Raw genomic sequence first — 19,495 nt, 5'->3', positions numbered from 1 at the left:
AAGTAGATAATCTGACAAATAAGACAGAACTGGCGAACGCTAAAACCGCTGTCAATTTCTTATCTGTACTACTAAAGAAACACAAAAATGCTGGTAAATGTTGCTTTGGTTCTAGGGACTTTCCTGTTTATGGAAGGAGTGGCGTGGTTTACGCACAAGTACATTATGCACGGTTTTTTATGGAGCTGGCACCGCGATCACCACAATCATCATAACGGTTTTTTTGAGATAAACGATCTGTTCGCCGTCGTTTTTAGCCTGACCGCCATTGGTATGTTTTTGGCGGGAGTTGCCGTACCGGAATTAGGATTTTTGACGTGGATTGGTGCCGGTGTGACTCTATATGGGCTATTCTATTTTATTTTCCACGATATTATTGTTCACCGACGCGTGAAAGTAAAACTTGACACAAGCGGTCGCTACATGCAGCGCATTATGCGGGCGCATTACATTCACCACAAAGTGCACACGCGGGAAGGAGCCGAAGCATTTGGTTTCCTGTATGCACCCAAAAAATATGACCGACCCGTGAAAACAGTTAAGCCAGATACCCCGTCCAGATCAACACAGGCTTAATTGCATTGATCTGGGTATTTATAGCTATACTGGCGCAAACGCAACAAAGAAGGCGTATCCGTTTTAGGGAATACGCCTTTTTTATGATGATGCCCGAACGACTAATACTCGTCTTCGTTGAAGAAAAAATCATCCTTGGTTGGATAATCCGGCCAGATCTCTTCAATGCTCTCGTAAGGCTGGCCATCATCTTCGAGTTCCTGAAGGTTCTCAACAACTTCAAGTGGAGCTCCGGAGCGAATCGAGTAATCAATTAGTTCGTCTTTCGTGGCAGGCCAGGGGGCATCTTCCAGATAGGATGCCAGTTCGAGTGTCCAGTACATAGTGTGTTCGATATTTGAATGACTATTTTTCCAATGGGTGCAAAAGTAAAAAAACCGTTAATATCCAAGCCGTTTTTAGCCAAAATGTTCGCACTTGGTCTTTTAAATGGATTTAGGCCATTAACGTGAAAAATAGACTATTGTTTTTCTCCTATAAAAGAAAGGCACTAATTCGCATTTCGAATACGGCTAAAAATTGAAATCAATGTACTTTTCTCTGTATATCAATTTCGTTACCTGCTCATCCATAAGTTCCAATATACTCACTACGAGACTATTTCCCAAATTTTCCTTCCACCTTTAGTTTACGTTGTTTCATGCAGATTGAAGTATGTTCCTTTTCGCTTAATTCATGTCTTGTGGCCCAGCGAGCCGGGGCTAATCGAATCGAACTGTGCGGTGGCCTGGCAGAGGGTGGCACTACACCCAGCGCAGGCCTTATTCAATTGGTACGGCAACAGGTAACCATTCCTTTCTATGTAATGATTCGGCCACGGGGAGGAGATTTCCTCTATTCGGAAACCGAATTAGCCGTTATGAAGGCCGATATACAACTGGCGAAAGCGCTGGGCGCTGATGGACTGGTAATTGGGCTGCTGAACCCCGATGGGACGGTTGACGAAGAACGAACCAAACAACTTGTTGAGTTGGCGTCCCCCCTTCCGGTTACGTTTCACCGGGCATTTGATATGACCCGCGATCCGCTCGAAGCCCTCGAAGCCGTTATTCGGACAGGTGCCGTCCGGATCCTTACATCAGGTCAGCAGCAAACTGCCGAAAACGGCCTATCTACGCTTCAAAAACTCGCTCAGGCAGCTGCGGGCCGGATCGAGATCATGGCGGGGGCGGGCGTAAATGCCCGGAATGCTCAATTACTCATCGACGCCGGCGTCGACGCCCTGCATTTAAGTGGCAGCCAGCAAGAAGAGAGTGGCATGATTTTTCGACAGCCGTCGGTCTCCATGGCATCATCGATACCCGGCGAGTACGAAAACGTTGAAGCCAGCGAAGATAAAATCCGGGGCGTAATCCAGTTTTCCCACTGAAGCCCCGGTTCGCGTTACAGAACGATAGCCCGGTTGCCTGATATAAATACGCGGTCGTTGAATACTAATTTCAGGGCTTGCGACAACACGATTTTTTCGACGTCTTTCCCCTCTGTCGCCATATCGGCCGCGGTGTGGCGATGGTCCACTTCTTTTACGTTCTGAGCAATGATCGGTCCTTCATCCAAGTCATTATTGACAAAGTGAGCCGTTGCACCAATGATTTTAACACCCCTCTCGTAAGCCTGTCGATAAGGGTTAGCCCCTATAAAAGCCGGTAAAAACGAATGATGTATGTTGATAATCCGGTTGGGAAAACGATTGACAAAGCCAGCAGTCAGTACACGCATATACTTAGCCAGCACAACGTATTCGGGTTCGTAAATAGTCAGGGTCCGCAGAATTGCGTCCTCGTGTTCCTCCCGCGTTTTATCTTCGTGCGAAATGTAATGGAACGGGATTCCGAACTTACTAACCAGCGGTTGCAGGCTGTTGTAGTTGCTCACAACGGCCAGAATAGTAGCATCCAGTTCATCGAAGGCATACCGAATCAGTAGTTCGCCCAGGCAGTGATGTTCCTTGGTTACCATGACGACAATATTCTTTTTACGCTTGGGATTCAGGCGAAACGTAATACCCGACTGACCAGGATTTCCTTCCGCCTGATCGCCATGACCAGGCACCGTGGTCTGTAACTCATTTAGCAACGCTGCACTGTCAAACGTATTGGCAGCACCCTCTACCGGGCGCGACCCGGCCAATCCAGGCTGGGCCTCGAACTCTGTCCGCATGAAAAACCGTCCTGACGGGCTCACATATTCATCGTTGTGGATGATATTCAGACCATGCCGGAATAATACGCCCGTCACGTGATAAATCAGGCCCTTGCTATCGGGGCCATCCATGAGCAATATGTGTTTATCGGAAACTCCCATCCTTCGTTTTGAATAAATCGTTTAAAAGTAGTAAATGCCAGCCGTTTATTCCTTTAATTTGAGCCGTAAGCCCTATATCAATGGTAAATCGACGCCGTTTTCTGACTCTTAGTTCACTGGCCGGACTTGTTCCTTCGCTGTCATTCAGCCACTCAAAATTAATGCACATAGGCTCATTCAAAGGTCTTTCGGCAACTGATTCTCCTGATCCTGAAACCACTACAGCCGGGCCATCCCCGCTGGTTATCTCAACCTGGAAACAACCCAAAGCCAATGCAGCCGCCCAGGCCGTACTTGATCGGGGCGGGAGCGCTCTGGATGCTGTTGAAGCTGGTGTTCGTATACCCGAAGCCGACCCTGAGGATATGAGCGTCGGGTATGGGGGCCGTCCCGACCGCGATGGTCATGTTACGCTCGACGCCTGTATTATGGATGAAAAAGGAAATGCAGGCTCTGTGACTTTTCTGGAACATATCATGCATCCCATTTCGGTGGCACGTGCCGTCATGGAGAAAACGCCCCACGTGATGCTCTCGGGCGAAGGGGCGCTTAGCTTTGCACTTTCCCAGGGATTTAAGAAAGAGAACTTGCTCACGAAAAAAGCCGAGAAAGAATGGCGTGAATGGCTGAAAACAGCCAAATATAAGCCCATTGCCAACATTGAGCGGCACGATACGATCGGCATGTTGGCCATCGACAGCAAAGGCAATATTTCCGGAGCCTGCACCACCAGCGGACTGGCCTATAAAATGCGCGGCCGCGTGGGCGATTCGCCCATTATCGGCGCAGGTCTGTTCGTCGACAATGAAATTGGCGGGGCCTGTGCTACCGGACTTGGTGAATTAGTGATGCGTACCTGCGGCTCATTTTTAGTTGTGGAATTGATGCGACAGGGACGAACCCCGCAGCAGGCCTGCGAAGAAGCGGCTTTACGTATCGTTAACAAGCAAGAGTTTAAAGATATACAGGTTGGTTTTCTGGCTGTTAACAAGAAAGGTGAACACGGTGCCTTCAGCATTCAGCCAGGATTTAACTTCACTTTATCTCAGGATAAACAGACGCAGGTGACAGACGCCAAGTCGTATTTAAAATAAACAAATTTATCTCGCATTGTTTATATTGTTTACTTGCACGAAAAACAGCCAGGAAGTCGTCGTAATTAACCATTGCGCCAAAACAACTAATCAATTTGGAAGCGGTATTCTCAACATCGAAGCGGAAATTACTACTCGAGATCGCCTGGGAGGTGTGTAATCAGGTAGGCGGGATTTATACGGTTATCCGGTCGAAAGTGCCGGCAATGGTTGAAAAATGGGATGATAATTACGTCGCCTTAGGGCCTTATTTTCCGCAGCGGGCAGCCGCTGAATTTGAGCCCATCACGGATTCTGACGAAACCGAAATCGGCCAGACGGTTCGTAAGATGCGCCAGTTGGGGTACCGTGTCGAGTATGGATACTGGCTCGTTACCGGCCGTCCGCGGGTTGTGTTGTTCGATATCAGCAGCATTACACCTGATCAACTGAATCAGATAAAAACCAATCTCTGGCTTAATTACCAACTCTCCACGCTTAACGTTGAAGACCTCGTCAATCAGACGATTGCCTTTGGTGAGATGGTGCGCCTGTTTATTACGCTGCTGGCCGAAGATCACGCCCGGCGTGTCGATTTCGTGGCGCATTTCCACGAATGGATGGCGAGCACGGGTTTGCCCGATCTGCGTCGTGACAATGTAAAAGTGGCCACCGTTTTCACCACCCACGCCACCATGCTTGGGCGTTATCTGGCGCAGAACGAACCCGGCTTTTATGGTAAATTACCGTTCTTTGACTGGAAGCGGGAAGCCCAGCATTATGGTATTGATTGCCAGGCTACTATTGAGCGACTATCCGCATTACAAGCGCACGTTTTCACAACAGTGAGTGATGTTACGGCCCGTGAATGTGAGGTTTTTCTGGGCCGAAATCCTGATCTTGTTTTGCCCAACGGCCTCAACGTAACGCGTTTTGCGGCTGTTCACGAGTTTCAGAATCTGCACGTTCGCTACAAGCAGAAGATTCATGAATTTGTGATGGGCCATTTCTTCCAGAGTTATTCATTCGATCTGGAAAAAACGCTTTACTTCTTTACATCCGGTCGTTTCGAATTTACGAACAAGGGCTATGACCTTACGCTCGAGGCCCTGGCACGCCTGAACTATCGGATGCGCGAGGCAGGCATGGACATGACGGTCGTTATGTTCATGGTTACGAAACAGCCCTATACATCCATCAACCCCGAGGTGCTGCACTCACGGGCATTACTTGATGAAATCCAGGAGACCTGTGAGAGCATCGAGAAACAGGTAGGCGAACGCTTATTTCAGGCGGCCGCTTCTGATCCGCAGGGCACGGCGCTACCGGACCTGAATAATTTTGTCGATGAATATTGGCGACTCCGGCTTCGTCGTACGGTGCAAAGCTGGAAAACCAAGCACCTACCACCCTTCGTAACACATAATCTGGTGCAGGAGGATGACATGACGCGGTTTATTCAGAGAGCGAATCTGGTCAATAATGAATTCGACCGCGTAAAAATCGTTTATCACCCTGATTTCATTGCTTCGACGAACCCGCTCTTTGGTTTAGATTATAGCCAGTTTGTGCGCGGGTGCCATCTGGGCGTATTCCCAAGCTATTACGAGCCCTGGGGATATACACCTCTCGAGTGCGTGGTCCGGGGCATTCCAACCGTAACCAGCGATCAGTCAGGCTTCGGCGATTTTATCATGCAGATTATGCGTGACTACGAGAACCGGGGAATCTACGTAATCAATCGCCGGACACAATCGTTTGAAGAAGCGGCTGATCAATTGGCCGATGTCCTCTATCGCTTTGTCAGAATGGCCCAGCGTGACCGGATTCAGCAACGCAACCGCGTTGAGAGCATTGCCGATGTTTTCGACTGGAGCAGCCTCCGTTCTTACTACGATACCGCGCATGATTTAGCCCTAAAACGGCGGAAACCATAGCTCAACATACGACGACATCGTATACCTGAACGTCTGGCTGTGTGCTGCCTAATCGCTTACGCTTTTATGACAAGAATTGGTATTATAAACGTTTCGGACCGGGCTAGTGCGGGTATATATGAAGACATTCCAGGGAAAGCCGTAGTTGGCTTTCTGACTGATTGGCTTAGTTGCGAATGGGAACCGGTATACCGCATCATTCCCGATGAGCAGGACCAACTGGAGGCCACAATGATTGAACTGGCCGACACCGAAGGCTGCTGTCTGGTCGTCACAACGGGGGGTACCGGCCCCGCCCTACGTGACGTCACTCCAGAAGCGACCGAGGCCGTTTGCCAGAAAATGATGCCCGGTTTTGGCGAATTGATGCGACAGGAAAGTCTTAAATACGTACCCACAGCCATTTTATCACGGCAGACGGCGGGTGTCCGTAATCAGACGCTCATCCTTAATTTACCGGGCAAGCCGAAAGCGATTGGCCAGTGCTTATCGGTCGTCTTTCCGGCCATTCCATACTGCATTGATCTTATCGGTGGCCCATTTCTGACCACACACGAAGATAAAATGGTTGTTTTCAGACCTAAAGGTTAGCTTTTCGGTGGCTTTACGTCGGAAAGCTAACCTTTCCCATGGAAACAGTTGGAACACCCTGTCTGTCGCCAAAAGAAGTCTTTCCGCCAGCCAGACTCTCGTTAGCGAGGACTGCAAACAAGACCGCTTCTTTCGCATCGCCATTGATACCTAAGCTACTTGTCGTATCGAACTGGCAATCAGGAAGCGCTTCATAAAGCCTTTGCGTAAGTTGTGGGTTGTGCGCTCCTCCTCCGCTCATATAAATCCGAAAAAGGGCCTCCTTTTCTTCAATGGAATCGGGTAAAATGCGCTTTATGGCCTGCGTGATGGTATCGGCGCTAAACTGCACGAGCGTGGCCATCAGATTGGCAGCAGACAAATCAAGTGTCCGGCTGCGTAGTTGAGCCTCTTCAACGTAAGCTATGTTGAAAACTTCGGGTCCGGTGGTTTTTGGAAAAGGAGCGTCAAAAAAAGGGTTCTCTTTTAAGGCCAATAATAAATCAGCACTCACTTGTCCCTGAGCCGCTAATGCACCGTCCTCATCGTAGGGTTTGTTCAGAAATTTTCGGGCATAGGCATCCAGTAATGTATTGCCTGGTCCGGTATCCGTGGTAAAGACACGGCTGGCCTCTTCATCGGCAGGTAAATACGTAAAATTGGCAATCCCACCCATGTTGAGCAGAATTCGATTTTCGCCCCGTTTGGAAAACATAAAATAATCGCCGTACACAGCGAGCGGGGCCCCTTCTCCCCCGTGAGCGACGTGTTTTTGCCGAAAATCACTGAACGTCAGAATACCCGTTACCGCAGCAATATGATCGCCATCGCCAATCTGGAGGGTAGCGTTCGGGAACTTATCGCGCCGGTGCTGACTTTTGGGGGCGTGATAGACGGTTTGTCCATGACTGGCCACAAGGTCCACTTCAGCGGGGGCTATGCCCCAGTTATGCAGGCAATCGAGAATAAGCTGACCATGAAGCCGGCCAATGTATGGGTTCAACAAACAAAGCTGTTCAAAGTCAATGGTCCGTCGGGCAAAAATGGTACGAATTTCGGCTTTGAATTCCTCATCGAAGGGAATCGTCGCAAACCGTTCGAGGGTAACCGATGTGGCGGGTCCACTGCCCGAAATACGGCATAAGGCCACATCAAGACCATCGAGTGAGGTGCCCGACATGAGCCCAAGGATTCGGCGATCCGGCTTCTGAGCTATATCGTAGAGGTGCTGAATTTGTGGATTCATAGACAATCAGGAAAATAGAACGCGGCTGCGAGAGACGGCCACTTGGCCAGTAGCCTTTAAAACAGAACAGCCGACACGCAAATAACGCATGGATTTTTGGGGCGACGAGCAATTTTCTTTTTTCGAAAGCATTCTGTTTTCAGCCCTGGGCCAATCGGTCGAGGTGATTGAAATGCAGTTTATCTCCGGTGGCAACATTAACACATCGGCTCAGGTGTTTTCGTCGGAAGGTGTCTTCTTCGTAAAATGGAATCAACTAGAGCCAGCTACCGATGGGCAACCTGATTTGTTCGCGGCTGAAGCCCGGGGCCTGGATCTGCTTCGACAGACCGATGCATTGCATATACCGAACGTCATTGGTCATGGCCGACAATTGGAAAAGTCTTACTTGATTCTCGATTATATTGACCCCGGAACACCCGATAAAGCGTATTGGGAAACCCTGGGGCATTCGCTGGCCGTTTTACATTCACACACACAAACAACATTCGGATTAAATTTTGCCAATTACATTGGCACGCTCCCACAGATCAATACGCTAACGGCAAACGGCTACGATTTCTTTTTTGAACACCGGCTGCTTCCGCAGGCGGGTCTGGCGTTATATAAAGGGCTGCTAACCAAAACAACGTACGACGCTTTATTACGGCTCCGCGAACGTTTACCGGACTTGCTACCCAATGAGCGGCCCGCCCTGCTTCACGGCGACCTGTGGTCGGGCAATGTGCTCGTTACGGAAGATGGGCAACCAGCGCTCATCGACCCGGCAGTTTATTATGGTTTTCGCGAAGCAGAACTTGCCTTCACCAAATTATTTGCCGGTTTCGACGACCGTTTTTACGACGCGTATCACGAAACATTCCCCCTTCAGGATGGCTTCGGTGAGCGCATAGCCATCTATAACTTGTATCCACTGCTGGTTCATGTGAATCTGTTTGGCTCGGGCTACGTTAGTGGCGTAGAACGGGTACTAAAACAGTTCTAACAGTCAGGCTAATCGGGAGATTATCCACGCATTATTCAAACGGTCTACGCAGGAAACTAGGCCAGACATTTATGGAAATTACTTCGTTCGAACAGTTCGAGCTGAACCGGCAGTTGCTAAACGCCGTTGCTGAACTTGGTTATTCAGAACCGACCCCCATTCAACAGCAAACCATTCCGCTGAGTCTGGGAAACCACGACGTACTGGGCATTGCCCAAACCGGAACGGGCAAAACAGCGGCTTACCTGCTTCCGATTCTGATGAAGGTGAAATACGCACAGGGGCAGAACCCGCGTGCGCTGATCCTGGCTCCTACCCGCGAACTGGTCATGCAAATTAACCAGGCGATCAGCGAATTGGGCAAATACACGGACCTCCGCCATGTAGCTCTTTATGGCGGTCTTGGTCCGAAAACTCAGATAGAAGCCCTTCGCAAAGGAATCGATCTGATTGTAGCCACCCCCGGCCGGTTCATGGACTTATACCGCACCGGCGAAATTGTGACGAAGGAGATTCGCACAATGGTTCTCGATGAAGCCGATAAAATGATGGATATGGGCTTTATGCCCCAAATCCGGTCAATTCTGGAAGTCATTCCCCGGAAACGCCAGAACTTACTTTTCTCCGCTACGTTTGGCGGGCGGGTCGAACGGTTATCGGCCGAATTTCTGGAAGCGCCCATCAAAATTGAGGTTTCTCCGCAGGCATCAACTGCCGACATGGTGAATCAGGTGATTTACGAAGCACCCAACTTCCGCACCAAAATTAACATGCTGGATCACCTGATCACGAAGGAAGCTTTCCAGCGCGTGATCATCTTCGCCCGAACGAAAGGCACGGCGGAGAATATCTATAAATTTCTGTCACGCAAGGTATTAAACCCGGACAAAGTGCGCGTGATTCACGCCAACAAAGGGCAAAATACGCGCATCAATGCCATGGAAGCCTTCAAAGAGGGCAATATTCAAGTGCTGGTAGCAACCGATGTGGCTGCCCGCGGGATTGATGTAGCCGAAGTAAGCCATGTGATCAATTTCGATCTGCCTCTCATCTACGAGGATTACGTTCACCGGATCGGCCGGACGGGCCGAGCCAACCGCTCAGGTGAAGCCATCACGTTTCTGACCAAAGCGGAAGAGTATCATGTGCAGAAGATTGAACGGATCATTCGCATGACAATTCCCCGCGAACCGCTGCCAGCTGACGTAGCGGTAACGGAAACGCCATTCGACGAGGAACAGGCGATGCTGCGGGAGATCGACGAACAACGTCGGAAAGAAGATCCGACCTTCCTGGGTGCTTTCCACGAAAAAAAGACGGTAAACACACCTGCTGACAAGGCTCGTCTGAAAGCAAAAGCCAAACGGATGGGTGTTGCGCCGGCAGCCCTATCGGGCACGGGTTCGCGTTCGGGTGGATTCAAAGGTAAATCGGCTAACAAATCAGGTGGTGCGAAGAAGTCGGGGCCGCGCGGGGGACGCCGGTAATCGATTGAAAATGTACTAACTTGAATGCTCATTTCGTTCTATCGAGACAACACTCCCCGGTATAGTATTTTCTATGAATGTTCGGATGACTCTGATACAATGGGCTTTTGTTGCGCTACCTATTTTGACGGTAGCACAGCCAAAGCAGTTTGTTATATCAGCCCGTTCGGGCGATTCAGCACGGCAGACTCGACCTGCTCAACGCCCCGTTGAACCGATCACTCAGCAGCTCGCCGAGTCCGTGTCAACAGATGTAGCTGAATCGACTGGTAGTTCGTTAAATAGCCTGCCTCTCTTTGGTGAACGGCCAAAAACGGCGGACCAGATTGATGCTGAAATCCATTTCCTGAACGACTGCGACCGTAATTTTTCCAGCCGTCCCGAAGCCAGTGATTTTTTTGCGGCCCGTGGCTGGGATTATGTTGCCGATGGGCAACTGGATACGGCTGCTTACCGATTCAATTTATCGTGGTTGCTCAACGACCGAAACGCCGACGCATTTTGGGGGTTGGGTGTCGTTTACTACCAGAAAAATCAGTTGCCTACGGCGATCCGAATGCTGAAAAAAGGCATAACCATCGCCGATAGCAATGTAGCTTTGATGACCGATCTGGCTACCGTGGAGATAAAGCAATACCAGGCCAAGCCTGAATCGGAGCTACTCACGGAGGCAGAAGGCTATTTACAACGAGCGATCGCGCTAAGCCCCAATAGTGCTCCATCGTATCAGAAATTATCAGTTGTGTATTTTCTGAAGGCCGATTATGCAAAGGCGTGGGAATATTTTCACCAGACGCACAGCCTGGATATGTCCGTACTCGACCTGGGTTATTTGAACGAGTTATTGGCTAAACAGCCTGATCCCAAGAAGATATTTAAATAAAAAAGTCGTCGCAACTGTATGGCGACGACTTTTTTATTTAAAGTTGATTTGGCTTGTAACAGGGATTCTCCGACGCGTCATGCCGAACTTGTTAGGTCCTTCCTAGATGTCCGTCGAGGTAGCTCCATCCCCCTAGTTCTCCGTTTCTTCGTCCTGAACGACTTTTTCCTTCGCTCGTTCAAAGGTTAGTTTACCCTTTTCGTCCCATTCGCTGATGACATAAGGTTCAAACTCGGTGTCCCATTGGCTGCTGGCATACTGGGTGAGTTTCCGTCGCATACGCCGACCGTTTGGATTAACAGGATAATATTCTGTCCATCGACCCACTTTGATACCATTATCGTATTTCCCTTCTTCAGCCAATAACCCATTCTCGTAAAAGGCCATGTAGGTACCTTTCACTTTTCCGTATTCCACTGGAATAATTTCCTTGATTTTGTGATGGGTTGAGTCATAGAATACCAAGCGAGACTCGGCGGGTACGCCCTGGTGCCAGCGCACCTTGTCCGTAAGCATGAACTTGCTGTCGTATTTCTCCCAGCGACCATCTTTCATCCCCGCATAATAGTAGCCTTCTTCAACAAGATCGCCGTTCTGGTAGCGCTTATAAGGGCCATGCAGCAATAAACCTGTGCCTTCATCACGTACAATGGAACTGGTTACCCGAGCTGATTTTTGGTAATAGCGGTAAACATCTCGAATATGAGCGTGCGGCTTGGCAGCATCCTTGTCACGCAGCACATAAAATTCCTCCACAACAGTTCGGTCGCCACTGCCAAACTTAGTGTAGGCTTTGATCATCGACAGCCCTTCGTATTCCGTTTTGGATAATTTGTTCTTGCTTTTTCGATCCGCTTTTAGCTTCTTTAGCTGTTTTACTTTCAGGCCTAAATCCGGCATGATGCCAGCGAGGTAAGCATCTTTCTGATCTTTCAGAGACGACATCGTTGGCAAACCAAGGGTGGTGAGCGACGACGGCACCGAGGAAAAACCCGATAAAGGCGACGGAGCCGCCCCCGATGGAGCAATCACCGGCTTCGACGCCGTTGTGAGCGAAGCCGGTGCCGTTTGTGCCTGAGCGGCAACCGTTAGGAGACCACTCGATAATAAGATGGGGATCAGTCGTTTCAAGTTAGGTGCAAACATGGCATAGACAAACGATTGGTGCCTTAAGTTTGTTAGTTTTGCAACGCTGTAAAAAGCTTTATTATTTTATCCACGGTACAGACTACCTTCCAGTCAGTCTATTTACTACTCTAATCTTGTGGAAAAACACGCTCGCATTTACGTTGCCGGACATCGAGGTATGGTTGGCTCAGCCCTTGTCCGTAAACTCCAGGCCGAAGGCTTTTCTAATATTATCACCCGTACATCGTCGGAACTTGATTTACGCAATCAGGCTGCCGTTGCTGACTTTTTTGAGCAGGAACGTCCCGACTATGTATTTCTGGCTGCGGCCAAAGTTGGGGGTATTCTAGCGAACAACATCTATCGTGCCGAATTCCTGTACGATAACCTGCTGATTGAGGCCAACATCATTCATAGTGCTTATCAGACGGCGGTAAAGAAGCTACTGTTTCTGGGGTCGTCGTGTATCTATCCAAAGTTAGCTCCTCAGCCGCTCAAAGAAGAGTATTTGCTGAGCGGTTTTCTGGAAGAAACAAACGAACCATACGCCATCGCCAAGATTACCGGCATCAAACTTTGCGAAGCATACCGGAGTCAATATGGTTGCAATTTCATTTCGGCCATGCCAACGAATCTGTATGGTCCTAATGACAACTATGATTTACAGGGTTCGCACGTACTCCCGGCCCTGATTCGCAAATTCCACGAAGCTAAAATCAATGGCCAGCCTACGGTCGAAGTCTGGGGAACAGGCTCACCCAAACGCGAATTTCTTCATGCCGACGATCTGGCTGCGGCCTGTTTCTTCCTGATGGAGAATTACGACGATGCGCTGTTCGTCAACATTGGTACGGGTGAAGACGTTACGATCCGGGAAGTAGCCGAATTGATTAAAGAGACGGTTGGCTTTACGGGCGAATTACGGTGGAATACCGATAAGCCTGACGGCACTCCCCGAAAACTGATGGATGTGTCCAGGCTACATACTATGGGCTGGAAACATACCACCGAGCTGAAAGACGGCCTCCAACGCACGTATCAGGATTTCCTGGCAAACGAAGTAGTGTACGTTGAGTAATATATAACACACTGTAGAGACGAATACTTGCGTCTCTACAGTTTTTTTGCTGGGTTACCAAATACGGTTGCACCAGCCTCTACGTTCTCAACCACAACCGAACCGGCCCCTATCCGGGCGTTTTTCCCTACGGTAATGCCCGCTATAAGCGTGGCGCCAGTACCAATAAAGGCTCCTTCTTCGATAATTACACCACTGTTGATCGTGCAACCCGTGCCAACGTGGACAAAATCTCCGACTTTGGCTTTTGTTTCAATAACGGTACCTGCCTGAATAATGCAGTGCTGCCCCAGTTCGGCGAATGGGTTCACGACTACGTGGGCCGCGATCAGATTGCCATGGCCAATAACAGCCAGCGCTGATAGGGTTGCGGTATCATGGATTGCATTCACAGGCTGCACCTTACGCCGTTCGTTAAGCATTTTAACGAGCCGCTTGCGAACACGGCTGTCGGCAATCGCTACGAAAGCTTCACACTTTTGCCCAATAAGCTTCAAGTAGCCATCATCATCCGTCTCTCCCAGCACCGACACGTCACTGAACTCCTTCCCGTGCAAGTCTTTATTATCATCCAGCAGACCGTACACAACGACATTATTCCGTTGAAATAGGTCCAGAGCTGTCAGCCCAAGGCTACCTGCCCCTAAAATAAGCACCGGATTCTCCATCTATCTATAATTTGTTAAGTCAATGTTAATTACTTGTCTTATAGCCAATTAATCTTGGCAATTTGGTAACAATGTGGTAAATCCTATTTAACGTCTGGCGTTTAGTTTCGTTCATGAAATTAAGTACCCAGTTTCGCACGATTGTTTTATCAGATATTCATCTGGGCACAACCGGATCGAAGGCTAAAGAAGCTACTGAGTTTCTGCGAAATTACTCCTGCCAGAAACTTATCCTCAACGGCGACATCATTGACGGGTGGCAGTTGAAGCAGTATGGGACCTGGAAAAAGAAACACACTGCTTTTTTTAAAACGGTTTTAAAGCAAATCGTTCATTACGATACCAAAGTTATCTATCTGCGGGGTAATCACGACGATTTTCTGGATCAGATCATGCCTCTCAAAGTGGGCAAGAATTTTTCTATTCAGAAAGACTACATCCTGGCTTCGGGCACAAAAACGTTTTACGTCACTCACGGTGATGTGTTTGACTCCATTACTTCCCATATGAAATGGCTGGCCTACCTGGGCGATATAGGCTACACGTTTCTGCTTTGGGTTAATAAGTTTTACAACCAGTACCGTACCTGGCGTGGATTGCCTTATTACTCGCTCTCTCAGCTGGTCAAGTCCCGCATTAAGCAGGCCGTCAGTTACATCTCCGACTACGAGCAGAAACTAACCGAGTTAGCCCGCGCCCGTAATTGCGATGGCGTCATTTGTGGCCATATTCACCAGGCTGCTATCCACGAATACGATGGTATCATCTACATGAATTCCGGCGACTGGGTTGAGTCACTCAGTGCGCTGGTCGAGGACCATGACGGCGACTGGAGTCTACTCTATTATTCTTCCGACTCCGACGATGAAGAAGCGACAAAGGCTGTAAAAGACCTGACTAAACAAGCCGGGAGCGCCAGTTTACCGATTCAGACAACCTAATTCCTTCTTGTCATGCGTATTTTATTCTTAATTCAGGGAGAAGGGCGTGGTCATTTGACCCAAGCGCTATCACTCGCGCAGATGGTACAGATGGCGGGCTATGAAGTGATTGGCGCTATCGTTGGCGTGACGGCAGAGCGAACGGTCCCAACATTTTTCAGTAATCAGTTTAAGGCGCCAATTTTACCTGTTTTTAGTCCGGGTTTGGTTTATAACGCTGGCACGAATGCCCTGGAACCAGGCAAAACAACCATACAGGCCATTCGCAGCATGCGCCCCTTCTGGCGCAGTTTAAAGCAGGTACGTGACCACATTAACGGCCAAAAACCCGATGTAGTCGTCAACTTTTACGAGATGTTGGGTGGCATGACTTATGCCCTTATGCGGCCGTCTGTCCCAATGATTTGTATTGCTCATCAATACATGGCTTTCCATCCAGACTTTCAGCGCCCAAAAGGCCAGTGGTTCTATCGACAGGCCTTCAAGTTTAACACGCTGCTAACCTGCTTCGGGGCACAGGAATTACTTGCTCTATCGTTCGATAAACAAGCGAACGAACCCCGAAAACGACTTCGCGTTGTGCCTCCTTTACTACGCCGGGAGGTAACTGAACTAAAGCCCAAAGCAGCTGGCACGGATGCGAACGCGGATTTCCTATTGGCTTATGTCACGCAGCCCGGCCTAAAAATAGAATTGGAAAAAGCACACCTGCAACGGCCCGACGTTCAGATGCATGCCTTTCATTCAGACGCAACCGGCCCCGATCAACGCATCGACGATACATTGACCTACCACGCTATCGATGGAAAACGGTTTCTGGACTTTATGGCTCGCTGCAAGGCAATGGTGACCACAGCCGGATTTGAATCGGTTTGTGAAGCGTTGTACCTGGGAAAACCAGCCTTGATGATTCCCCAACCCAATCACTACGAACAGTCCTGCAACGCTATCGATAGCCAGCGGGCGGGCGCTGGCATTGCCTCAGACCGGTTTGACCTGAATCAGCTCCTGGCCTATATCCCTCAGCATGACCCACGGGTCAGCGAACGATTCCGGACTTGGCATGCCCAGGGTTACTTCTTATTCCTGGGCGCTTTGAACCGGGCTGTACGGTCGTCCGGCAAGCCGTCGTCGGGTGGTTTTCTATCAACGCGTGTCCGGCATTTGCTCCGGTCATAGCCGGTATAGAAACTGTAGTGGATCAGGATACTGAAATTGGTAGTTCGTTGCCTGCACCAATTTTTCCACAGAAATAGTCTTATACGAAACTGGCTTTTCGGGTGTAACAAAATTTGGCAATTGGTAACCGAAGTCAGCGCAGCTTTTGCGATAAATAGCCTCACGAGTTGGATGTTCAGGCGCAACCGCATTGTATATACCCGTCAGGCTCAAGTTAATTACTGCAGCCAGTAACTCTACGGCATCATCCCGATGGAGGTAATTAACGGGGACAGCGCCACTGTCAACGGTTCGTCCAGCTACGTATTTTCCTGGAATACGGTCGTATCCCATCAGGCCACCGCAGCGCAATATAGTTGTCCGGCAAGGGGATACAAGCTGCTGAATGTGTTGTTCGGCCTGTGCCAGTCCCGGCGCGGCAGCTTCTGTCGGCGTTTTAACATCCGCTTCCACCACAACCCGGCCAAGTTCAGGATAGACCGATGTTGAGCTTACGTAAATTACGTGCGACACGGATGAGTTACGCACGGCATCGGTCAGGTGATGAATTTGTTCCGGATGAAAGGCATCCCCCATTTTCCCGGCTTTGGGAGGAATATCAATGACCAGTATATCCGTTTCCAACAGCGCAGACAGATTGCCAACCGGTTCCGGGTTTAAACTTAATTGATAAGCATTGATTCCCTTCTGACGCAACAGGGTTAACTTCTCAGCCGAGGTTGTGCTACCCTTTACGGTATATCCGCTGGCAAGGAGTTTTTCGGCCAGCGGTGTACCCAGCCAGCCACAGCCAATGATCGAAATGGTTTTCTGAGACATATATTAGAATCCAATACCAAAGGTAAGGGTTCTAACGTCGGGACCTTTACCCGTTTCAAATAATGGATTTAGATCATACTTGGCGAAAAAGTCGAAACTACGAACGCCCAGGTGAGCAACCAGACCATACCGGAAGCTATTCAGGTAGTAGTCAGAGTGCCGACGATCTTTGCTGCCATCCGCTTCTTTAACTTTTCGGTAACTATCGAGCCGGTAGTTTACGTATCCCCCAAAACCAATATGGCAAACTTTCCGTCCATCGCTGTTGTAGAAGGTTACACGTGGCACGACCGGGATACCCAACGTACAAACGGTTAGTTTACTTTTTTGCAATTCCCTGCCTGCATCGGTAAAGGCAACCCCCGCTGGCCCTTTTTCAGCAATTTTATTGTCCTCAAACATGAAGTTGTTCCACGCTACTTCAACGCCATAATACAGCTTTAAGGACGCGTACTTACCCCGAATCAGCGTTGGCATTGCGCCCGCCGATAAAGCGAAGTAACGCGATCCTAATGGCTTCAACGCGTAGCTGTCTTCTGGATAGGCTGGGTTTGCACTTTGCTGAACCAGCGTATTCAGACCAATGCTAACAGTGTAATCGAAGTTGTTTCCGTCACCCCGTTTTCTCCGTCTTGCCCGATCGTAGTCCCGGTCCGTATTGTCTTTCTTCTGTGACCAAGTTTTCGTTGTATCTCCGTCACTATTAACGACGATCGAAACCCCATCCTTCTGTTTTGTAATGACCAGTACTGTGTCTTTTAGAAAGCGACCGCCATCCTGTGAAATAGCGGTCTGTCCACCCGGCACCGAATCCAGTTTCATGCCCATTTCCCGCACAATCTTATTCAGATCGTAGTTTGACAGGGCTTGGATTCCCGCTTTATCGGGTGCGTAAATGACCAGACGCGTACGGTTGGCAAATCGAATTACCAACGAATCGGTTGGATTTATAAATTTGGCCTGAGCCTGTATCGTTACAAATAAGCCACTCAGTATAGCGAATGTCTGTAGCAGTCGGTTCATTGTTTTGTCGTTTTATCTTTCTCCAAGCTATGTTTTAGGCCGTTGTAGGCCCGTCCCAGCAATCCGCTTTCATCGTTATCTGTATTATCCTGACGAGCAAATACCTCTCCCTCTTTAACGCGCTTTAGCTGTTGCCACAATCCACCGCCCTTCGTTTCTTTAGAAGACTTATCATGTTGAGCCAGGGCAGCTTTTTCCTCCACAGAAGCTTTAGCCATCTGTCGAGCAGCCACCAGCGCTGCTGGTTCGGCAATAGTGACCACCAGTACCCGTTCGGCTACCGGACTAGGTTTTGCAATCGGTTTAGCATCGGCTACTTGCTCGGCTGGAGTTGGTATGGCAGAGGCAACTGGAGCGGGTGGAGTTACATCGACTTTGGGCTTGTTCTCCATTGGCTTTTCCTGTGCCAGCAGGGGGGCTGTTGGTACCGCCTGATTTGATGGAACTCCGTTTTGCTTCTTGACGCCCCCATTGATTTTACTAGTGACAACACGGTCAACTTTGGCCAAATCAGTCGAATTAGCGGCCTGGTTGGTATTAATCTCCGGCATTGATTCTTCTTCGCCCGATACCATAGGGAGCTGTTTATCCGGGTTGTCTTGCGGCCTATTAAGGTTTTTCTGAACCGGCTTTTTCGTTACGGCCTCCACTGGTTGGTTCGTTGCCAGTTGATTTCCTCCCCGCTCTGTACTATCGGCAGATGGCCAATAGAGCCACCCGAACAAAGCAACCAGCAGCAGACAGGCTGCAGCCGCCATATACCGCTGTATGGCGGGATTGCGCCAGAACACCATTTGGGGCTCTGGCTTGTGCTGACCCATACGAGCCTGTAGTCGGGCAAAGCCATCCGAATCGGGCGTTAAGGATGCGTTGCCAAGTTTCCGAGCAAATAGCTCGTCAATTGGCAGCTTTTCTGTATGTTTTTTCATAGGATACATTTCTGAAGTCCTGTTCCATTTTTTTTAAGTTTGCCTGTAGCATCATGCGGGCCCTACTCAATTGCGATTTTGACGTCCCCTCGGAAATACCGAGCATTTCCGCAATTTCAGCATGCGCATAGCCTTCAATCGCATATAGGTTAAATACTGTTCGATACCCATCGGGCAGTTGATTAACCAAACGCATTAGATCGTTTTCATTCACAGCGGTGTCGGCCCATTCATAGTCTGGTTCAACGGTAACTTCGTCAATGGGGACTTCCTGCCGCCATTGTTTTGCTTTTCGTAGAAACATCAGCGATTCCGTAACCATAACGCGTCTGATCCAACCCTCAAAGCTACCCTCTTCCCGAAATTGCTCAATCTTCTCGAACACACGCATAAAACCATCGAGCATTACCTCTTCGGCATCATCTCTATTGGCACAATAACGCGTACAGACGGCCAGCATTTTACCCGCAAACCGCTCGTATACGATTTTGTGCGCACGACTTTCGCCCCGCTTCAGCGCAACAATCAGTTGTGCCTCTGTCGTAAAAAACGGTATAAGTCGCAGCATATTTGTTTAGGTTCGTCTATCAGATGCAATATAAAAGCGGCTGGTTGCATGGACGAAATAAAAATTTCCACTTATTTTTCTTTCACAGCAAGGCATAAAAA

At 49.2% G+C, this 19,495-nt stretch carries 20 protein-coding genes; 11 read left to right on the top strand and 9 right to left on the bottom strand.

Features of this window, described 5'->3' with window-relative positions; translation table 11 throughout:
• Positions 1-87 precede the first annotated feature (87 nt).
• Positions 88-576 (top strand): sterol desaturase family protein, encoded by a 489-nt coding sequence (locus ACYU8Y_RS09915; protein WP_460936676.1) that lies wholly within the window; start codon positions 88-90, stop codon positions 574-576.
• Positions 577-677: 101 nt separating this feature from the next.
• Here the strand turns inward: ACYU8Y_RS09915 and ACYU8Y_RS09910 are convergent, their stop codons facing one another.
• The gene (locus ACYU8Y_RS09910) at positions 678-899 is read right to left on the bottom strand and encodes a DUF2795 domain-containing protein (RefSeq protein ID WP_009284883.1); all 222 of its coding nucleotides are present in this window, start codon (positions 897-899) and stop codon (positions 678-680) included.
• Positions 900-1,216: 317 nt separating this feature from the next.
• Between ACYU8Y_RS09910 and ACYU8Y_RS09905 the strand changes: the two genes are divergently transcribed.
• The gene (locus tag ACYU8Y_RS09905; protein WP_460936674.1) at positions 1,217-1,945 is read left to right on the top strand and encodes a copper homeostasis protein CutC; all 729 of its coding nucleotides are present in this window, start codon (positions 1,217-1,219) and stop codon (positions 1,943-1,945) included.
• 14 nt (positions 1,946-1,959) lie between these two features.
• On the opposite strand, the gene purU is transcribed toward ACYU8Y_RS09905, so the two are convergent.
• Entirely contained in the window at positions 1,960-2,880 is a 921-nt protein-coding gene (purU, locus tag ACYU8Y_RS09900) for a formyltetrahydrofolate deformylase (RefSeq protein WP_460936672.1), read from the bottom strand.
• A gap of 80 nt (positions 2,881-2,960) precedes the next feature.
• Here purU and ACYU8Y_RS09895 point away from each other — a divergent pair, with 80 nt between their 5' ends.
• The 3 genes from ACYU8Y_RS09895 (at position 2,961) to mog (ending at position 6,481) form a co-directional block, all read left to right on the top strand.
• Positions 2,961-3,974, top strand: coding sequence for an isoaspartyl peptidase/L-asparaginase family protein (locus tag ACYU8Y_RS09895; protein WP_460936670.1), 1,014 nt, complete (start codon positions 2,961-2,963; stop codon positions 3,972-3,974).
• A gap of 95 nt (positions 3,975-4,069) precedes the next feature.
• On the top strand, positions 4,070-5,890 hold the full coding sequence (locus tag ACYU8Y_RS09890; protein ID WP_460936668.1) for a glycosyltransferase: 1,821 nt from the start codon (positions 4,070-4,072) through the stop codon (positions 5,888-5,890).
• A gap of 66 nt (positions 5,891-5,956) precedes the next feature.
• Entirely contained in the window at positions 5,957-6,481 is a 525-nt protein-coding gene (mog, locus tag ACYU8Y_RS09885) for a molybdopterin adenylyltransferase (protein WP_460936666.1), read from the top strand.
• A gap of 13 nt (positions 6,482-6,494) precedes the next feature.
• Here mog and ACYU8Y_RS09880 read toward each other — a convergent pair whose 3' ends face one another.
• Complete coding sequence (locus ACYU8Y_RS09880) at positions 6,495-7,706, bottom strand: anhydro-N-acetylmuramic acid kinase (RefSeq protein WP_460936664.1); 1,212 nt, start codon at positions 7,704-7,706, stop codon at positions 6,495-6,497.
• 88 nt (positions 7,707-7,794) lie between these two features.
• On the opposite strand from ACYU8Y_RS09880, the gene ACYU8Y_RS09875 reads away from it, so the two are divergent.
• From ACYU8Y_RS09875 to ACYU8Y_RS09865, 3 genes are all read left to right on the top strand, one after another.
• Positions 7,795-8,691, top strand: a complete 897-nt coding sequence (locus ACYU8Y_RS09875) for a fructosamine kinase family protein (protein ID WP_460936662.1) — start codon at positions 7,795-7,797, stop codon at positions 8,689-8,691.
• A 71-nt stretch (positions 8,692-8,762) separates the two neighbouring features.
• Positions 8,763-10,178: a DEAD/DEAH box helicase gene (locus ACYU8Y_RS09870; protein ID WP_460936660.1), complete on the top strand. Its 1,416-nt coding sequence runs from the start codon at positions 8,763-8,765 to the stop codon at positions 10,176-10,178.
• A gap of 73 nt (positions 10,179-10,251) precedes the next feature.
• Positions 10,252-11,061, top strand: coding sequence for a tetratricopeptide repeat protein (locus ACYU8Y_RS09865; protein WP_460936658.1), 810 nt, complete (start codon positions 10,252-10,254; stop codon positions 11,059-11,061).
• A 132-nt stretch (positions 11,062-11,193) separates the two neighbouring features.
• Here the strand turns inward: ACYU8Y_RS09865 and ACYU8Y_RS09860 are convergent, their stop codons facing one another.
• Positions 11,194-12,207 (bottom strand): toxin-antitoxin system YwqK family antitoxin, encoded by a 1,014-nt coding sequence (locus tag ACYU8Y_RS09860; RefSeq protein WP_460936656.1) that lies wholly within the window; start codon positions 12,205-12,207, stop codon positions 11,194-11,196.
• Positions 12,208-12,325: 118 nt separating this feature from the next.
• On the opposite strand from ACYU8Y_RS09860, the gene fcl reads away from it, so the two are divergent.
• The gene (fcl, locus tag ACYU8Y_RS09855) at positions 12,326-13,267 is read left to right on the top strand and encodes a GDP-L-fucose synthase (RefSeq protein ID WP_460936654.1); all 942 of its coding nucleotides are present in this window, start codon (positions 12,326-12,328) and stop codon (positions 13,265-13,267) included.
• 35 nt (positions 13,268-13,302) lie between these two features.
• Here fcl and ACYU8Y_RS09850 read toward each other — a convergent pair whose 3' ends face one another.
• On the bottom strand, positions 13,303-13,935 hold the full coding sequence (locus tag ACYU8Y_RS09850; protein WP_460936651.1) for an acetyltransferase: 633 nt from the start codon (positions 13,933-13,935) through the stop codon (positions 13,303-13,305).
• A 113-nt stretch (positions 13,936-14,048) separates the two neighbouring features.
• Here ACYU8Y_RS09850 and ACYU8Y_RS09845 point away from each other — a divergent pair, with 113 nt between their 5' ends.
• Positions 14,049-14,876 carry a UDP-2,3-diacylglucosamine diphosphatase gene (locus ACYU8Y_RS09845; RefSeq protein WP_460936649.1) on the top strand — a complete coding sequence of 276 codons (828 nt, stop codon included), beginning with the start codon at positions 14,049-14,051 and terminating at the stop codon, positions 14,874-14,876.
• 12 nt (positions 14,877-14,888) lie between these two features.
• Positions 14,889-16,055 (top strand): glycosyltransferase family protein, encoded by a 1,167-nt coding sequence (locus tag ACYU8Y_RS09840; RefSeq protein WP_460936647.1) that lies wholly within the window; start codon positions 14,889-14,891, stop codon positions 16,053-16,055.
• Here the strand turns inward: ACYU8Y_RS09840 and ACYU8Y_RS09835 are convergent.
• From ACYU8Y_RS09835 to ACYU8Y_RS09820, 4 genes are read right to left on the bottom strand one after another with little or no spacing between them, the layout of a single operon-like run.
• A complete protein-coding gene (locus tag ACYU8Y_RS09835; protein ID WP_460936645.1) occupies positions 16,050-16,874 on the bottom strand; it encodes an NAD(P)H-binding protein in 825 nt (274 codons plus the stop codon). The two genes, ACYU8Y_RS09840 and ACYU8Y_RS09835, sit on opposite strands and share 6 nt — an antisense overlap.
• Before the next feature lie 3 nt (positions 16,875-16,877).
• Entirely contained in the window at positions 16,878-17,897 is a 1,020-nt protein-coding gene (locus tag ACYU8Y_RS09830) for an outer membrane beta-barrel protein (RefSeq protein WP_460936643.1), read from the bottom strand.
• Entirely contained in the window at positions 17,894-18,826 is a 933-nt protein-coding gene (locus tag ACYU8Y_RS09825; RefSeq protein ID WP_460936641.1) for a hypothetical protein, read from the bottom strand. Before ACYU8Y_RS09825 ends, ACYU8Y_RS09830 begins: the two co-directional genes overlap by 4 nt.
• The gene (locus ACYU8Y_RS09820) at positions 18,795-19,394 is read right to left on the bottom strand and encodes an RNA polymerase sigma factor (protein ID WP_460936639.1); all 600 of its coding nucleotides are present in this window, start codon (positions 19,392-19,394) and stop codon (positions 18,795-18,797) included. Before ACYU8Y_RS09820 ends, ACYU8Y_RS09825 begins: the two co-directional genes overlap by 32 nt.
• Between the last annotated feature and the right edge of the window lie 101 nt (positions 19,395-19,495).

This window comes from Spirosoma humi (genome assembly GCF_054776575.1).
This window is presented reverse-complemented; position numbering and strand designations above follow the sequence as displayed.

Bases quoted from the DNA above. Each gene is read 5' to 3' on its own strand.
- ACYU8Y_RS09895 (WP_460936670.1), top strand. From the start codon at position 2,961: ATGGTAAATCGACGCCGTTTTCTGACTCTTAGTTCACTGGCCGGACTT.
- ACYU8Y_RS09870 (WP_460936660.1), top strand. From the start codon at position 8,763: ATGGAAATTACTTCGTTCGAACAGTTCGAGCTGAACCGGCAGTTGCTA.
- ACYU8Y_RS09835 (WP_460936645.1), bottom strand. From the start codon at position 16,874: ATGTCTCAGAAAACCATTTCGATCATTGGCTGTGGCTGGCTGGGTACA.
- ACYU8Y_RS09875 (WP_460936662.1), top strand. From the start codon at position 7,795: ATGGATTTTTGGGGCGACGAGCAATTTTCTTTTTTCGAAAGCATTCTG.
- ACYU8Y_RS09825 (WP_460936641.1), bottom strand. From the start codon at position 18,826: ATGAAAAAACATACAGAAAAGCTGCCAATTGACGAGCTATTTGCTCGG.
- ACYU8Y_RS09905 (WP_460936674.1), top strand. From the start codon at position 1,217: ATGCAGATTGAAGTATGTTCCTTTTCGCTTAATTCATGTCTTGTGGCC.
- ACYU8Y_RS09840 (WP_460936647.1), top strand. From the start codon at position 14,889: ATGCGTATTTTATTCTTAATTCAGGGAGAAGGGCGTGGTCATTTGACC.
- purU (WP_460936672.1), bottom strand. From the start codon at position 2,880: ATGGGAGTTTCCGATAAACACATATTGCTCATGGATGGCCCCGATAGC.
- mog (WP_460936666.1), top strand. From the start codon at position 5,957: ATGACAAGAATTGGTATTATAAACGTTTCGGACCGGGCTAGTGCGGGT.
- ACYU8Y_RS09880 (WP_460936664.1), bottom strand. From the start codon at position 7,706: ATGAATCCACAAATTCAGCACCTCTACGATATAGCTCAGAAGCCGGAT.
- ACYU8Y_RS09860 (WP_460936656.1), bottom strand. From the start codon at position 12,207: ATGTTTGCACCTAACTTGAAACGACTGATCCCCATCTTATTATCGAGT.
- ACYU8Y_RS09915 (WP_460936676.1), top strand. From the start codon at position 88: ATGCTGGTAAATGTTGCTTTGGTTCTAGGGACTTTCCTGTTTATGGAA.
- ACYU8Y_RS09820 (WP_460936639.1), bottom strand. From the start codon at position 19,394: ATGCTGCGACTTATACCGTTTTTTACGACAGAGGCACAACTGATTGTT.
- ACYU8Y_RS09850 (WP_460936651.1), bottom strand. From the start codon at position 13,935: ATGGAGAATCCGGTGCTTATTTTAGGGGCAGGTAGCCTTGGGCTGACA.
- ACYU8Y_RS09910 (WP_009284883.1), bottom strand. From the start codon at position 899: ATGTACTGGACACTCGAACTGGCATCCTATCTGGAAGATGCCCCCTGG.
- ACYU8Y_RS09865 (WP_460936658.1), top strand. From the start codon at position 10,252: ATGAATGTTCGGATGACTCTGATACAATGGGCTTTTGTTGCGCTACCT.
- ACYU8Y_RS09845 (WP_460936649.1), top strand. From the start codon at position 14,049: ATGAAATTAAGTACCCAGTTTCGCACGATTGTTTTATCAGATATTCAT.
- ACYU8Y_RS09830 (WP_460936643.1), bottom strand. From the start codon at position 17,897: ATGAACCGACTGCTACAGACATTCGCTATACTGAGTGGCTTATTTGTA.